Annotated in this window: 13 protein-coding genes and 1 pseudogene; all 14 read left to right on the top strand. The window is 53.2% G+C overall.

Going from position 1 to position 16781, the window contains the following annotated elements:
* Positions 1–2: 2 nt before the first annotated feature.
* Entirely contained in the window at positions 3–878 is an 876-nt protein-coding gene (gene dapA / locus BRO54_RS05895; protein WP_011230777.1) for a 4-hydroxy-tetrahydrodipicolinate synthase, read from the top strand.
* 167 nt (positions 879–1045) lie between these two features.
* Entirely contained in the window at positions 1046–2716 is a 1671-nt protein-coding gene (locus BRO54_RS05890) for a ribonuclease J (protein ID WP_074043409.1), read from the top strand.
* A 117-nt stretch (positions 2717–2833) separates the two neighbouring features.
* Positions 2834–3574, top strand: coding sequence for a ClpP family protease (locus tag BRO54_RS05885; protein WP_074043408.1), 741 nt, complete (start codon positions 2834–2836; stop codon positions 3572–3574).
* Complete coding sequence (locus BRO54_RS05880; RefSeq protein ID WP_074043407.1) at positions 3571–3795, top strand: YlzJ-like family protein; 225 nt, start codon at positions 3571–3573, stop codon at positions 3793–3795. The genes BRO54_RS05885 and BRO54_RS05880 overlap by 4 nt, the downstream gene beginning before the upstream one ends.
* Before the next feature lie 108 nt (positions 3796–3903).
* Complete coding sequence (locus BRO54_RS05870) at positions 3904–6234, top strand: DNA translocase FtsK (protein WP_074043405.1); 2331 nt, start codon at positions 3904–3906, stop codon at positions 6232–6234.
* Positions 6235–6442: 208 nt separating this feature from the next.
* Positions 6443–7174, top strand: a complete 732-nt coding sequence (locus BRO54_RS05865; protein ID WP_033025115.1) for a GntR family transcriptional regulator — start codon at positions 6443–6445, stop codon at positions 7172–7174.
* Positions 7175–7257: 83 nt separating this feature from the next.
* A complete protein-coding gene (locus BRO54_RS05860) occupies positions 7258–8349 on the top strand; it encodes a BMP family lipoprotein (protein ID WP_014195487.1) in 1092 nt (363 codons plus the stop codon).
* Between the two features lie 127 nt (positions 8350–8476).
* Positions 8477–10003, top strand: a complete 1527-nt coding sequence (locus BRO54_RS05855) for an ABC transporter ATP-binding protein (RefSeq protein ID WP_011230784.1) — start codon at positions 8477–8479, stop codon at positions 10001–10003.
* Complete coding sequence (locus BRO54_RS05850; RefSeq protein WP_013145711.1) at positions 10003–11049, top strand: ABC transporter permease; 1047 nt, start codon at positions 10003–10005, stop codon at positions 11047–11049. The genes BRO54_RS05855 and BRO54_RS05850 overlap by 1 nt, the downstream gene beginning before the upstream one ends.
* Positions 11050–12009, top strand: a complete 960-nt coding sequence (locus BRO54_RS05845; protein WP_011230786.1) for an ABC transporter permease — start codon at positions 11050–11052, stop codon at positions 12007–12009.
* A 211-nt stretch (positions 12010–12220) separates the two neighbouring features.
* Complete coding sequence (locus BRO54_RS05840) at positions 12221–13276, top strand: RNA-guided endonuclease TnpB family protein (RefSeq protein WP_074043404.1); 1056 nt, start codon at positions 12221–12223, stop codon at positions 13274–13276.
* Between the two features lie 212 nt (positions 13277–13488).
* Positions 13489–14784, top strand: coding sequence for an EF-P 5-aminopentanol modification-associated protein YfmF (gene yfmF, locus BRO54_RS05835; protein ID WP_074043403.1), 1296 nt, complete (start codon positions 13489–13491; stop codon positions 14782–14784).
* Complete coding sequence (gene yfmH / locus BRO54_RS05830) at positions 14765–16054, top strand: EF-P 5-aminopentanol modification-associated protein YfmH (RefSeq protein WP_074043402.1); 1290 nt, start codon at positions 14765–14767, stop codon at positions 16052–16054. Before yfmF ends, yfmH begins: the two co-directional genes overlap by 20 nt.
* A gap of 196 nt (positions 16055–16250) precedes the next feature.
* A pseudogene (locus BRO54_RS05825) lies at positions 16251–16781 on the top strand (RNA-guided endonuclease TnpB family protein); the annotation flags it as partial.

The following is a 16781-nucleotide window of genomic DNA, read 5'->3' as shown; positions in this document are numbered from 1 at the left end:
CCGTGGTTCAGTTCGGGAACATCATAACGGCGATGGTCACGCCATTTGACCGAAAAGGAAATCTCGACTTGGCAAAAACGACGGAGCTTGTCAACTATTTGCTTGACAATGGCACAGACGCGCTCGTTGTCGCCGGCACGACCGGCGAGTCGCCGACATTGACGACCGAGGAAAAAATCGCGCTTTTCCGCCATGTCGTCTCCGTCGTCAACGGCCGGGCGCCGGTCATTGCTGGAACGGGCACAAACGATACGCGCGCGTCGATCGAGCTGACGAAAAAGGCGGAAGAGGCGGGCGTCGATGCTGTCATGCTTGTGGCGCCGTATTACAACAAGCCGAACCAAGAAGGGCTGTATCAACATTTCAAAGCGATTGCCGAAAGCACATCGTTGCCGGTGATGCTGTATAACGTTCCAGGGCGCACGTCGGTGAGTCTTGCTCCGGAGACGGTCATCCGGCTGTCCGAAGTTCCGAACATTGTCGCTGTCAAGGAAGCGGGCGGCAATTTGGACGCCATGGCGGAAATCATTGAGCGTACGCCGGACGACTTTTTGCTCTACAGCGGCGACGACAGCTTGACGCTTCCAGTGCTAGCGATCGGCGGCAATGGCGTCGTCTCGGTCGCTTCGCACATCATTGGCAATGAAATGCAAGAAATGATTCGTTCCTTTTTAGCGGGCGATCATCAGAAGGCGGCGGCGCTGCATCGAAAATGGCTGCCGCTCATGAAAGGCTTGTTTGCCGCCCCAAGCCCGGTGCCGGTGAAAACGGCGCTGCAGCTGCGCGGGCTGGACGTCGGTTCGGTGCGCCTTCCGCTTGTGCCGCTCACCGAACAAGAGCGGAAGGAGCTAAGCCGCCTGCTCGATGCGCTGTCGTAACGAAACGATTCCCCAACGCTTTGCTTGCGCGTTGGGGCCTTTTTTTGCCTTGGCTGTGAAATCCATTGGTTGGTTGATGAACCATCTTGTGTTTTTCCGCACCGATTCGTTATAATAAAAGCAAGTGACTTTGAGCGGGTTAGCATCACAATTGGGAGGACGCAGCCTTGAAATCGAAAATAAAGCCGGTAGAGAAAATACGCATTTTTTCCCTCGGGGGAGTCGGAGAAATCGGCAAAAACATGTATGTCATCGAATTGGACGAGGATATTTTTGTCATCGACGCCGGGGTGATGTTTCCGGAAGACGAAATGCTCGGCATCGACAAAGTGATCCCGGACATCACATATTTGATTGAACGGCAGCATCGCATTCAGGCAATTTTTCTCACCCACGGGCACGAGGAGCATATGGGGGCGATCGCCTATGTGCTCAAGCAGCTGCCTGTGCCGGTATACGGAACGAAGTTGACGCTTGGGTTGGCGGAGGCGCTGTTAAAAGAACAAGGGGTGTCGGGCGCGAAGCTCAATGAAGTTCATCCGGACGCGGAACTCGTGTTTGACAAGGCGAAAGTGACGTTTTTCCGCACGATCCACAGCATCCCCGATTCCGTCGGCATCAGTCTGCATACATCGCAAGGTGCGATCGTGTACACGAGCGATTTTAAATTTGACCAAACGCCGTATGGCAACAACCGCACCGACTTGGGAAAAATGGCGCAAATCGGCGAAGAGGGGGTGCTGTGTCTTTTGTCGGACAGCACGAATGCCGAACGCCCCGGCTACAGCGGCTCCGATACGGTGGTCGCCTATGAGATCGCTGACGTGATCGGCCATGCGAAAGGACGCGTATTTGTTGCCTGCTACGCTTCCAACATCACCCGCATTCAGCAGGTGCTGTACGCTGCCCACCAATCCGGGCGCAAAGTGGCAGTGATCGGCAAAACGCTGCATAAAGTAATGGACATCGCCGTGCGCCTTGGCTATTTGCACGTTCCAGACAAGGTGACGATTTCTGCGCATGATATCGATCGTTATGGCGACCGCGAGCTCGTCATTTTGACAACCGGCGGGCACGGCGAGCCGATGAGCGCGCTTTGGCGCATGGCGCGCCAAGCGAACAAACAAGTGAACATCAAAGAAGGGGATACCGTCATCGTCGCCGCATCCGTCATGCCGGGCTATGAGCTCGGGTTCGCGAAAACGATTGACGCCTTGTACCGGGCCGGCGCCAACGTGATTTACCGCGACCGGCAAGTGCACGTATCCGGGCACGGTTGCCAAGAAGAATTAAAGTTGATGCTCAATTTAATGAAGCCAAAATACTTTATTCCGGTGCACGGAGAATATCGGATGCAAAAAGCGCACGCCCGGTTGGCGAAGGCGGTCGGCATCTCGGAGGAGCGGACGTTTTTAATCGACAAAGGCGAAGTGATCGAGTTCCGCGGCGGCGCCGCCCGCTCCGGCGGCAAAGTGCCGTACGGCAACATTTTAATTGACGGCCTTGGCATTGGCGATGTCGGCAACATCGTGTTGCGCGATCGCCGCTTATTGTCCCAGGATGGCATTTTGATCGCCGTCGTCACGCTGAACAAAGAAACGAAAACGATCGCCGCCGGCCCAGAGATCATTTCGCGCGGGTTCGTCTACATGCGCGAGTCTGAGACGCTGCTTGAGGAAGCAGAGAAAATGGTGGCGGCGATCATCGAGCGCTGTCTTGAATCATACATGCTCGAATGGTCGTCGTTGAAAGCGAACATCCGCGAAGCGTTAAGCCAGTTTTTATTTGAAAAAACGAAGCGCAGACCGATGATTTTGCCTATTATTATGGAAGTATAATGCAATCATGCTCAAAGTCCACAGTAAAATGCTGGGAACGGTCAGCCGTTGCCGGCATTTTTCTTTTTTCTTTCGGCCATACTAAGCGTATGATCGACAAGAAAGGAGATGAAATGGATGGAGAAGGAGCGTTATTTTCAAGCGGAAACCGAGGGAGAACAACCGGAAACAAAGACCGGGGAAGCAACTGCGGCCATCACCCAGCTTGGGCAGACGAACGTCCCGCAAATGGAACCCGATACGAACATTCATTGTTTGACGATCGTCGGACAGATTGAAGGGCATATTCAGCTGCCGCCGCAAAATAAGGCGACGAAATACGAGCACGTCATTCCGCAAATTGTGGCCATCGAGCAAAACCCGAAAATTGAAGGGCTGCTCGTCATTTTAAATACGGTCGGCGGCGATGTGGAAGCAGGGCTCGCCATTGCCGAAATGCTCGCCTCGCTCTCGAAACCGACTGTTTCCGTTGTGCTTGGCGGCGGCCATTCGATCGGCGTGCCGATCGCTGTGTCGTGCAACTATTCGTTCATCACCGAGACGGCGACGATGACGATTCATCCGATCCGTTTGACGGGGCTTGTCATCGGCGTGCCGCAGACGTTTGAGTACTTGGATAAAATGCAGGAGCGCGTCGTCCGCTTCGTGACGAAACATTCGAAGATCAGCGAGGAAAAGTTTAAAGAGCTCATGTTTTCCAAAGGCAATTTGACGCGCGACATCGGCACGAACGTCGTTGGGCCTGACGCCGTCCGGTACGGGCTCATCGATGAAGTCGGCGGCGTGTCCCAAGCGATGGCGAAGCTGCGCGAGCTGATCGAGATGAGGAAAAACGGGGAAGGGAAGATGATCCAATGATTTTGTATACGATCATGCCCGAACATTTGATTTTTCCGGTCGATGCCGCCGTTTATGAGAAGCAGAAAATGGTGTATTACGATGGTATTCCGTTTCTCGTCCAAGCTGTAGAAACGGGAGAATATGAAATCGTGCAAAACTTAAGCACGAATCCGTACCATTTTTTAAACGCCAAATATGCGCCTGGGGCGCGATTTCCGGCTTCCGCGGCAACATCGTAATGAATTGTTCGGCCGTTCATGATATAATAGTAGACAAACGAAAAAAAGCAGCCATTGTTGGCTGCTTTTTTCCGGCTTGCCAATTCATTCATGCTGGAGTGAACGATCATGGCGAAACGAAAGCGAAGAAAAAAAGGGAAGCCGTCAAAAACGCAGCCATGGACGGAAACAATCCGCTTTGAATTGATCGGCCTTGGCTTGCTCGCGGTCGCCGTCGTCGCAATGGCCCGCCTCGGGCTTGTCGGGGAGACGCTCGTGCTTGTGGGCCGCTTTTTTTTCGGCGAATGGTACATGCTATTAGTAGGCGGACTTTTCATATTATCGCTCCTTCTCATGTGGCGGCGGGAGTGGCCATCATGGACGGGCCGTCCGTTTGTCGGCGCTTCGGCCATCGCCGCGGCGCTCCTGCTTTTAAGCCATGACAAGCTGTTTGAACTCATGTCGCGGCGAGGCGAGCTAGACCCAAGCGTCATCCGGACGACGTGGGGGCTGTTTTGGAACGAAGCGAGCGGCAAGGCGGCCGATGTGGATTTAGGGGGCGGAATGGTCGGCGCGCTGTTGTTTGCCGCCAGCTACCAACTGTTCGATTCGCCCGGGACGAAATGGATTTGTTTCCTTCTGTTCATCGTCGGCTTTGTCGTGCTGACCGGGAAATCGCTGCGCGAGACGGCCGGCAAATGGGTTGCTTTTGCCGCAGCGTTTGTGCGAAAAGAATGGTTGGCGTTTGTCGAAGATATAAAGCAATGGCGGGCGGGGAGGAAGCGCAAGGCCAACCGCGGCCGAAGCCGACGCTCGCGGTGGGCGGCCGCAAAGCGGGAAGACGAGCCGGCTGAAGCAAGCAGCGTCGAGCCGGATGAGGAACTGCTTTCCCCGCCGCCGATCATTTCCGATTTTGCCGCGGTCCGGTCGGCCGCTGAGCCGGAAGAAGAGAAGAATCCACTGGTGGAAGGCGACAGTGGGGGGGAGGAGGACAAACCGGCGCCGCCGTTGGCGTTTTCCGAGCATGAAAACACCAATTACGACCTGCCGCCGCTTGATTTGCTTCGCCTGCCGAAGCCGGCCGGGCAATCGGCCGATCATGCGAACATTTACGCCAACGCGCGCAAACTGGAGAAAACGTTCCAAAGCTTCGGCGTCAAGGCGAAAGTGACGCAAGTGCACCTCGGTCCGGCGGTGACGAAATATGAAGTGTATCCGGACGTCGGGGTGAAAGTGAGCAAAATTGTCAGTTTAAGCGACGATTTGGCGCTCGCTTTGGCGGCGAAAGACATCCGCATTGAAGCGCCGATCCCCGGCAAGTCAGCGATCGGCATCGAAGTGCCAAATGAAGAGATCGCCACTGTTTCGCTGCGCGAAGTGCTGGAAGCCATTGAGCATACACGGGATAAGGCGAAGCTTTTGATTCCGCTTGGGCGCGACATCTCCGGTGAAGTCGTCGCTGCGGAACTAAACAAAATGCCGCATTTGTTGATCGCCGGCGCGACCGGCAGCGGCAAAAGCGTCTGCATCAACGGCATTATCGTCAGCCTGCTCATGCGCACGAAGCCGCATGAGGTGAAGCTGATGATGATCGATCCGAAAATGGTGGAGTTAAGTGTGTACAACGGTGTTCCTCATTTGTTGACGCCGGTCGTCACCGACGCGAAAAAAGCGGCCCAGGCGCTGAAAAAAGTCGTCCAAGAAATGGAGCGGCGCTACGAGCTGTTCTCGCATACCGGCACGCGCAACATTGAAGGGTATAACGAGCATATCCGCCACCATAACGAAACGGCGTCGGAACAGCAGCCGCTTTTGCCGTACATCGTCGTGATCATCGACGAATTGGCCGACTTGATGATGGTGGCTTCCTCGGATGTGGAAGAGGCGATCACCCGTTTGGCGCAAATGGCGCGCGCCGCTGGCATCCACTTGATCATCGCCACCCAGCGCCCGTCGGTGGACGTCATCACCGGCGTCATCAAAGCGAACATTCCGTCGCGCATCGCCTTCAGTGTATCATCGCAAATTGACTCGCGCACCATTTTGGATATGGGCGGGGCGGAAAAACTGCTCGGCCGCGGCGATATGCTGTTTTTGCCGATGGGGGCCTCAAAACCGGTGCGCGTCCAAGGGGCGTTTGTCTCCGACCAAGAGGTGGAAGAAGTCGTTCGGTTTGTCACCGGGCAGCAACAGGCGCAATACTATGAGGAGATGCTCGTCGAAGACAGCGAATCCTCTTCCTCAGCCCTTGAAGACGATTTGTACGATGAGGCGGTCCGTCTTGTCGTCGAAATGCAAAGCGCCTCCGTCTCGATGCTGCAGCGCCGCTTCCGCATCGGTTACAATCGCGCCGCTCGGCTCATTGATGCCATGGAGGAGCGCGGCGTCGTCGGCCCGTATGAAGGAAGCAAGCCGCGCGCCGTTCTTTGGTCGAAAGAAGATTTAAAAAAGACATCATAAATGGGAAAAAGGGCGGGCGAAAAAAGCCTGCCCGCTCAATCATACATCTTATTGGAAGCGCTGCCAATCCTATTTCTTTTTCTTCGACAAAATTTGATATCGCCTATTTATTTGCCCAGTAAAAAATGATATAGTAATCTCAAAAAGGTTATATGTCTAATGTCAGAGGTCTGATCTCAACGGAATGCGTAACACGGAGGACGTTGTCATGTCAATCAAATCAGACAGCCGCCACCTTTACTTGCAAGTCATCGATCGCATCAAGCGCGATATTGAAACGGGAGTGTACAAAGAAAAGCAAAAACTGCCGTCCGAGTTTGAACTCGCCAAACAGCTTGGCGTCAGCCGGGCGACATTGAGGGAAGCGCTGCGGGTGCTTGAAGAAGAAAACATTATCATCCGCCGCCACGGCGTCGGAACGTTTGTCAACGCCCGCCCGCTGTTTACGTCCGGCATTGAGCAGCTCTCAAGCGTCACGGATATGATTCGCCAAGCAGGGCGCAAGCCGGGAACGATTTTTTTGTCTTCCTCCATCCAACAGCCGACGGAAGACGATATGCGCCGCTTCCAATGCCGGCCGGACGAGGATTTGCTGCTCATCGAGCGGGTGCGCACCGCCGATGGAGAGCCGGTCGTTTATTGCTTGGATAAAATTTTATGTAAATATTTGCCAAAGGGCATCTCCTATGAACAGGAGTCGCTGTTTGAAAACTTGCACAACCAAACGCATCGCGACATCGCCTATGCGGTCGCGCGCATCGAGCCGCTCGGCTATCACGAAAAAGTGTCGCCGATTTTGCAATGCGACCCGGAAACGGCGCTGCTTGTGCTCAAGCAAATGCATTTCGATAAAAACGATGAGCCGATTTTTTATTCCGTCAACTACTTCCGCTCCGACAAGTTCAGCTTCCATGTCATGCGGAAGCGGTTCAGCTTTTAAGGGGGTGAAAATGGGTACATAGAAAGAGAGCGGAAGCTTTATACTAATTAAGGAACAAATTTTCAAGTTAGGGGGTAATGAATGTGAAAAAGCGAATCGGGTTGGTGTTGTCCGTCCTGTTTGCCGCCGGCACGCTGCTTAGCGCCTGCGGACAAGCCGGCAACAATGCGGGAGGCGGCAATCAGAAAGATACGTTCAGCGTCGCCATGGTCACCGACGTCGGCGGCATTGACGACAAATCGTTCAACCAGTCGGCTTGGGAAGGGCTGCAAAAGTTCGGCAAAGACAACGGGCTTGAAAAAGGCCGCGGCGGCTACGACTACTTGCAGTCATCGAGCGACGCCGACTATGCCACGAACTTAAACAAGCTTGTGCGCAGCGACTTTGACTTGATTTTCGGCATCGGGTATTTGATGGGCGACGCGGTGAAAGAAGTCGCCAAGCAAAACCCGAAAAAACATTTCGCCATCGTCGACACCGTTGTTGACGAGCCGAACGTCGCCAGCATCACGTTCAAGGAGCATGAAGGCTCGTTCCTTGTCGGTGTTGTCGCCGGGCTAATGACGAAAACGAATAAAATCGGCTTTGTCGGCGGGATGGAGATTCCGTTGATCGAAAAATTCGAAAGCGGATTCCGCGCCGGCGTCAAAGCGGTCAATCCGAAGGCGACTGTGGAAGTGCAATACGCCGGGGCGTTCGACCAAGCGGATAAAGGGAAAGCGATCGCCTCGAGCATGTACGCGTCTGGCATCGACATCATCTACCATGCAGCTGGAGCGACTGGGAACGGCGTCTTCTCGGAAGCGAAAGATTTGAAGAAGAAAGATCCGAACCGCGAAATTTGGGTCATCGGTGTTGACAAAGACCAAGCGCCGGAGGGAGAAGTGAAAGTCGGCGGCAAAACGTACAACGTAACGCTCACTTCGATGGTGAAACGCGTCGACGTCGCTGTCTATGACACGGCGAAACGGGCGAAAGAGGGCGACTTCCCGGGCGGCAAAACGATTGAGTACGGGTTGCCGGAAAATGGGGTCGGCATTGCCCCGACGCAAGACAACATTCCGGAGAACGTGTTAAAAACAGTTGACGAATGGAAGCAAAAAATCATCAAAGGCGAAGTGAAAGTTCCGACAAACCGGAAAGAGTACGAACAATTCGCTGCGACGATCAAGTGACGAACAACGGCGAAGAAGGCTAGTGCGCGCCGCTAGCCTTCTTCAAAATCATGAAATGAAGGGCGGCTGTTTCGCTGTCGCCTTTCATTTTGTGATTTTGACCTTGCTTGAGTAAGGAGTGAATCGCTTGGAATACGTGATTGAAATGCTCAATATCCGCAAGGTGTTTGGCACGTTTGTCGCCAATGACAACATTACGCTGCAAGTGAAAAAGGGGGAGATACACGCTCTGCTTGGCGAAAACGGGGCCGGCAAATCGACGCTCATGAACGTGCTGTTCGGTTTATACCAGCCGGACGGCGGCGAAATCCGCGTGAAAGGAAAGCCGGTGCGCATCACCGACCCGAACGTCGCCAATGATCTTGGCATCGGCATGGTGCATCAGCACTTTATGCTCGTCGATACGTTCACCGTGACGGAAAACATCATCTTAGGCAGCGAGCCGACGCGGGCCGGAACGATCGATATGAAGCGGGCGGAGCGGGAAGTGCGCGAATTGTCGGAACGATATGGACTCGCGGTCGATCCGACAGCGAAGATCGCCGACATTTCCGTCGGCATGCAGCAGCGCGTGGAAATTTTAAAGACGCTTTACCGCGGCGCCGATATTTTGATTTTTGACGAACCGACAGCGGTGTTGACGCCGCAGGAAATTCGCGAGCTCATGCAAATTATGCGCACGCTCGTCCGCGAAGGAAAATCCATCATTTTAATTACGCACAAACTCAAAGAAATTATGGAAGTGTGCGACCGCGTCACCGTCATCCGCCGCGGCAAAGGAATTGCGACGCTCAATGTGGCGGAGACGAATCCGAACGAACTGGCGGCGCTCATGGTCGGCCGCGAGGTGCAGTTTACGACCGCTAAGAAACCGGCTGAGCCGGGAAAACCGGTGTTGGAAATTAAAGACTTAGTCGTCAAGGACGCGCGCGGGATCAAAGCGGTCAACGGTTTGAACTTGACGGTGCACGCCGGCGAGATCGTCGGCATTGCTGGAGTCGACGGCAACGGCCAGACCGAGCTCATTGAAGCCATAACCGGCTTGATCAAAGCTGAATCAGGGACAATCCGCCTCAACGGCCGAGACATTACGAATTTGCCGCCGCGTAAAATCATCGAAGCCGGCGTCGGCCATATTCCGCAAGATCGGCATAAGCACGGGCTTGTCCTTGACTTTCCGATCGGCGAAAACATGGTGCTGCAAACGTACTATCAGCCGCCGTACTCGAAACGGGGTCTGTTGAATTTTCAAGCCATTTACGAAAAAGCGCGCCAGCTCATCCGCGAATTTGACGTGCGCACGCCGGATGAATATACGAAGGCGCGGGCGCTATCGGGCGGAAACCAGCAAAAAGCGATCATCGGCCGTGAAGTCGACCGCGACCCGGACTTGTTGATCGCCGCCCAGCCGACGAGGGGGCTTGATGTTGGAGCGATCGAATTTATTCATAAGCGGCTCATTGAACAGCGAGACCGCGGGAAAGCGGTGCTGCTCGTCTCGTTTGAGCTTGACGAAGTGATGAACGTCAGCGACCGGATCGCTGTCATTTATGAAGGAAACATCGTCGCCATCGTTGATCCGAAAGAAACAACCGAACAGGAGCTCGGGCTGTTGATGGCTGGAAGCAAACGGAAGGAAGCAGGTGTGTCGTGATGAAGTCGAATCGTCTCCAGCAATTTTTGATACCATTGTTGGCCGTTCTTCTTGGCATGATCGCCGGTTCGATCGTGATGCTTGCAAGCGGCTACAACCCGATCGCCGGCTTTGGCGCTCTCGTGTACGGGGCGTTTGGCGATACGTACTATATCGGCGAAACGATCCGCCAGACGACGCCATACATTTTAACGGGCTTGGCGGTGGCGTTTGCCTTTCGCACCGGCTTGTTTAACATCGGGGTCGAAGGGCAGCTCATCGTCGGCTGGCTCGCTGCCGTCTGGGTCGGGGTGTCCTTTGATTTGCCCAAAATCATCCATTTGCCGCTTGCCTTGTTGGCCGCCGCGTTGGCCGGGGCGCTATGGGGCTTGATTCCGGGTGTGCTGAAGGCGTATTTAAAAGTGCACGAAGTCATTATTACGATCATGATGAACTATATTGCTTTGCATGTAACGAACGCCATCATCCGTTCCGTTTTGTCTGATGAGGGATTTAAATCAAAGCCGGTGAAAGAAAGCGCATCGCTTCACTCCGACTTTTTTGATGCCATTACGCATCATTCCACCATGCATTACGGCATTTTCATCGCTGTCGCCGCCGCATTTGTCATGTGGTTTTTGCTTGAGCGGACGACGAAAGGGTTTGAGCTGCGGGCGGTCGGTTTCAATCAGCATGCGTCACAGTACGCGGGCATGAATGTGCGCGCCAACATCATTTTAGCGATGGTCATCTCCGGCGCTTTTGCCGGCGTCGCCGGGGCGATGGAGGGGCTTGGCACATTTGGAAACATCTCGACGAAAGCCGGCTTTACCGGCCTTGGATTTGATGGCATCGCGGTTGCCTTGATCGGAGGAAACAACGCGTTTGGCATTTTGCTCTCCGCCTTGTTGTTTGGCGCCTTAAAAGTCGGGGCGTTGGAAATGCCGTCAAGCGCCGGCGTGCCGACCGAACTCGTCGATATTATTATCGCGCTCATCATTTTCTTTGTTGCATCCAGCTACATGATCCGCTGGCTGTTATCTCGTTGGCAAAAGGGGGCGGAGTAAGTGAGCGTGTATGACGTCTTGCAAACGATTGTCCCGACAACGATTTTCTTTGCGGCTCCTCTCATTTTCACCGCCCTTGGCGGCGTGTTTAGTGAACGGTCCGGTGTCGTCAACATCGGGCTTGAAGGATTGATGACCATCGGCGCGTTTGTCGGCATCGTCTTTAATTTGACGTTTGCCGATCGGTTTGGCGAATGGACGCCGTGGCTTGCCTTATTGGCTGCCATGGTGGTCGGCGCTGTATTTTCCCTGCTGCATGCTGTCGCGTCGGTCACATTTCGCGCCGACCAAGTCGTAAGCGGGGTGGCGATCAACTTTTTGGCGCTTGGTCTGTCGCTGTTTTTAGTGAAGAAAATGTACGGCAAGGGGCAGACGGACCAAATTCAAGTTGGGTTTGACAAAATTGACGTGCCAGTGTTAAGCGACATTCCCGTCATCGGGCCGCTGTTGTTTTCCAACGCGTACGCGCCGTCATATATCGCCATTGCGCTGGCGTTTGTATCATGGTATGTCATTTACAAAACGCCGTTTGGCCTGCGGCTGCGTGCGGTCGGCGAACATCCGATGGCGGCGGATACGATGGGGATTCATGTCGCCAAAATGCGCTACATCGCTGTCATGATCAGCGGCGCGCTCGGCGGCTTGGGCGGTGCGGTATACGCGACGATCATTTCCCGCGATTTCAGCCATGCGACCATTTCCGGGCACGGATTTATGGCGCTTGCGGCGATGATTTTCGGCAAGTGGCATCCGATCGGCGCGATGGGGGCGGCGCTCTTTTTCGGGTTGGCGCAAAGCTTAAGCATCGTCGGGCAAACGATTCCGTTCTTGAAAAACGTCCCGACCGTTTACTTGCTCATCGCCCCGTATGCACTCACGATTTTGGCGCTTGCCGGCTTCATCGGCCGCGCTGAGGCGCCGAAAGCGGCCGGCACGCCATACATCAAAGGGAAACGGTGATGAAAGCGGCTGTCCGAAAAACGGACGGCCGTTTTTTGCTGAATGGAATGATTTGCATTTTTCCATTGGCAAAAGGTATATTGTTGATAAGACGCTTTACAGATCCGCGAGCGAGAAAGCCCACTCCTTTAGGGGTGGGATGAAAGCGAGCCTTTTTCTTTGAATGATTCTAAAAAATGGTAGCCTGTCATCGCCACAAGGAGGTGAATCCATGCCCACGATCACACTAAGGCTGGAACTGCACAAACCAACGAAAGCCAAACAAGAAATGTACGAACGGATGACCAACATCAACACCCAATTTGCGAATTGGCTGTTGAATCATCCCAAACTCAATCAAGCGACGAGTAAACGATTTAAAGAGTTTTCCTCGCAACGGTTTCCTTCTGCCATCGTGAATCAGACGATTCGAGAAGTGAAGTCTCAAAGGAAACATCAGAAGGCAAAAAGGTTTAAAACATTATGGTGTTGCTTCAACAATCAAAATTGGAACGTCGAGCGAAAGGGAGAGTTCTATACGGTTTCATTCCCAACATTAGAGAAGCGAGTCGGCGTGCCGGTGGTCACGCGTCCCTATCAAGAAGCATGGCTGAATCGGCTGCTTAATGGAACCGCCAAACAAGGGGCAGCCAAGCTCTACAAAAAGAGAAAGAAATGGTACTTGGCTGTTGCGATCACATTTGAAGTCCAACAACAGGAAGAAACCAAGGTAATGGGCGTTGATTTGGGACTTCGTTATATCGCCGTTGCCAGCGTAGGAACGAAATCGTTGTTTTTCAAAGGGAACCGATGCGCCTTCATTCGCCGACGATATGCGGCTCTGCGGCGAAAGTTAGGCAAAGCCAAGAAGCTCCATATGATTCGCAAAATCGGCCGTAAAGAGTCCCGCTGGATGAAGGATATGAACCATAAAATCAGCCGTCAAATCGTCCACTTTGCCCTCGCCAACGGTGTTGGCGTGATTCGGATGGAAGATTTGACGGGGATTCGGAAACGAGCCGCTTCTGCAAAAGAAGCAGGACGAAGCCTCCATTCCTGGTCGTTTCATCAATTGCAAACGATGATTGCCTATAAAGCTGAAATGGCAGGCATTCGGGTGGAGTGGGTGAATCCGACCTACACAAGTCAAACATGCCGATGCGGGCATCGGGAGAAAGCGAATCGAAACGGCATCCACTTCCAATGCAAAAAATGCGGATATATGATTCATGCCGATCTGAATGGCGCCATCAACATCGCCAAAGCGATTTCGGGTTTGAGCGCCTAACCTAGCGCACTGGTCACAGGTGCGCCGCCCATTGGGGTACATCTTAACCCGATGGGACGGGGTGATGACACACCCCCCGAACTTGGGCGTTGTCCGAACCAGAAATGGATGAGGGCGCAAACGACCCAAGAATCCCGCGCCTTTAGGCGTGCGGAGTGTCAAAATAAAGGTAGTGCATGTTTGCAAAGAGAAAAAGTAAGGAGGGAGTTGGATTGGTCGACGAAAAAGTCACAGCGGTCGGACCGGTTCGCGTCCATACGATTTCGACCGATAAGTACAAAACGAACACGATCGTTTGGAAAATGAAAGCCCCTCTTGCTAAAGAGACGGTCACGCTGCGCGCGCTTTTGCCATACGTCTTGCAAAGCGGCACGGCCGACTATCCGAGCGTTAAGGCGCTGCGCACCTATTTGGATGAACTGTATGGGGCGACGCTGAACGTCGATTTAACGAAAAAAGGCGAACATCATATCATGACGATTCGCATCGATGTCGCCAATGAACGATTTTTGCCGGAGCAAACGCCGTTGCTTTCGAAAGCGCTTCAGTTGCTGGCCGATCTTCTTTTCCGCCCGGCTCTTGATGGCGGGCGGTTTGTCACCGACATTGTCGAGCAGGAAAAGCGGGCGCTCCGTCAACGCATTCAGGCGGTGTATGATGACAAAATGCGCTATGCGAACATGCGCCTTGTAGAAGAAATGTGCAAAGGCGAACCGTACGCCCTCTCGCCAAACGGCGAGCTTGAAGACGTGGACGGCATCACGGCGGAAGGGCTGTATCGCTATTATGAACGAGCGCTGGCCGAGGATGAGCTGGATCTATATGTCATTGGCGACGTGGCTGAAGAGGCGGTGCTCACAGCGGTGAAGCAGCGTTTCTCTTTGCCGGACCGTCCAAAGCGGGAGCGCGCATCGTCGGTTTCTGTCAAGCCGCAAGGGGAAGTTCGCGAAGTCATCGAGCGGCAAGACGTGAAGCAAGGAAAGCTCAACATCGGCTATCGGACGAATGTGACGTACGAGGATGACGATTATTACGCCTTGCAGCTGTTTAACGGCATTTTCGGCGGCTTTTCCCATTCGAAGCTGTTCATCAACGTCCGCGAGAAGGCAAGCCTTGCCTATTATGCCGCCTCAAGGCTTGAGAGCCATAAAGGGCTGCTCATGGTCATGTCCGGCATTGAACCGGCCAACTATGAGAAGGCGCGCCGCATCATCGATGAGCAAATGCAGGCGATGAAAAACGGCGATTTCACTGACGAAGAAATGGCGCAGACGAAAGCGGTCATCCGCAACCAGCTGCTTGAGACGCTCGATACGCCGCGCGGGCTTGTGGAGGTGTTGTACCATAACGTCGTCTCAACGCGAAAGCGCCCGATCGATGAATGGATTGCCGGCACCGATCAAGTGACGCGCGAGGATGTGGTGCGCGTCGCTGACAAGGTGGAGCTTGATACGGTGTACTTTTTGACCGGAATGGAGGCGACGGAAGATGGAAAAACGGGTGTATGAGACGCTGCACGAAGAGCTGTTTTATGAAAAAATGGACAACGGCCTTGACGTGTACATTTTGCCGAAAAAAGGATTCAACAAAACGTATGCGACATTCACCACGAACTACGGTTCGGTCGACAACCAGTTCGTCCCGCTCGGTAAAACGGAGATGAAGCGCGTTCCGGACGGCATCGCCCATTTTTTGGAGCATAAGCTGTTTGAAAAAGAAGACGGCGACGTGTTTCAGCAGTTCAGCAAACAAGGCGCCTCGGCGAACGCCTTTACGACGTTCACCCGCACTGCCTATTTGTTCTCAAGCACCGACAACGTCGAGAAAAACTTGGAAACGTTGATCGATTTTGTGCAAAGCCCGTACTTTTCCGACAAGACAGTGGAAAAAGAAAAAGGGATCATCGGCCAGGAAATCCGGATGTACGACGACAACCCGGACTGGCGCGTCTATTTCGGCGCCATCGAAAGCATGTATCACAACCATCCGGTCAAAATCGACATCGCCGGCACAGTTGAATCGATCGCCCAAATTACGAAAGAGCTGCTGTATGAGTGCTACGAAACGTTTTACCACCCGAGCAACATGCTTTTGTTTGTCGTCGGCCCGGTCGATGAACAAAAAATCATGCAGCAAATCCGCGACAACCAGGCGAAAAAGTCGTTCCCGCAAGCCCCAGAAGTGAAGCGGTTTGCGTATGAAGAACCGAGCGCAGTAGCGGAAAAGAAAAAAGTGATTCCGATGCATGTGCAGACGAACAAATGCTTTGTCGGCATCAAAGCGCCGTCCGTTCCTGAAGCCGGCGAACAAAAACTTCGGCATGAGCTTGCCTTCCACGTCGCATTGGACTATTTGTTTGGAAAAAGCTCGCCGCATTATGAACGGCTGTACCGCGAAGGGCTGATCGATGATACGTTCATGTACGACTATACGGAAGAGCGCGGATTCGGTTTTGCTCTGGTCGGCGGCGACACGAGGGACGCTGAACGGCTCGCCTCGGAAATTCAAACGGTGTTGCTGTCGTTTGCTGCGGAGACTATAAAAAAGGAAGAGTTTGAACGGGTGAAAAAGAAAAAAATCGGCGCCTTTTTGCGCGCGCTCAACTCGCCGGAATACATCGCCAACCAGTTTACGCGCTACGCGTTTTACGGATCCAACTTGTTTGACATTTTGCCGGCGCTTTCATCGCTTACCATGGACGACATCGCGGCGGTTGCCTCTTCTTGCTTCCGCGATTCGCAAATCGCTGTTTGCGAAGTCGTTCCAAAAGGGCAATAAGGGGGCTGACCCAAAAGGGTGATTTTCTTTAACAAAACACAACATATTGTTTCTTAATGATTGTTTTATACCTATATATGGTAATAAGAAGGTGTCCCGATCCTTTTGGGACACCCTCATGAAAGCGAGCCGTTTTCTTATATTGAATGATTCTGAAAAAAATGGTATCCTGTCATCGCCACAAGGAGGTGAATCCATGCCGACGATCACGCTAAGGCTGGAACTGCACAAACCAACGAAAGTCAAACAAGACATGTACGAACGGATGACAGAAGTGAATACCGCGTTTGCGAATTGGCTGTTGAATCATCCCGAGCTGAATCAAGCGACGAGCAAACGATTTAAAGAATTTTCATCGCAGCGGTTTCCTTCTGCCGTCGTGAATCAGACGATTCGAGAAGTGAAGTCCCAAAAGAAAAACCAGAAAACAAAGAAGTTTCGAACATTATGGTGTTGCTTCAACAATCAAAATGTGAAGGTGGAAAAGAAAGGAGAGTTCTACACCGTTTCATTCCCCACACTGGAGAAGCGAATTGGCGTGCCGGTGGTCACGCGCCCCTATCAAGAAGCATGGCTGAATCGATTGTTGGACGGAACCGCCAAACAAGGGGCAGCCAAGCTCTACAAAAAGAGAAAGAAATGGTACTTGGCTATCGCGATCACATTTGAAGTGGAGCCGCGACACGAAACAAAGGTGATGGGGGTTGACCTTGGGCTTCGCTATATC

This window comes from Geobacillus proteiniphilus, assembly GCF_001908025.1.
Lineage (GTDB): Bacteria > Bacillota > Bacilli > Bacillales > Anoxybacillaceae > Geobacillus > Geobacillus proteiniphilus.
The sequence above is the reverse complement of the archived record's forward strand: the minus strand, read 5'-3'. Positions and strand labels throughout refer to the sequence as shown.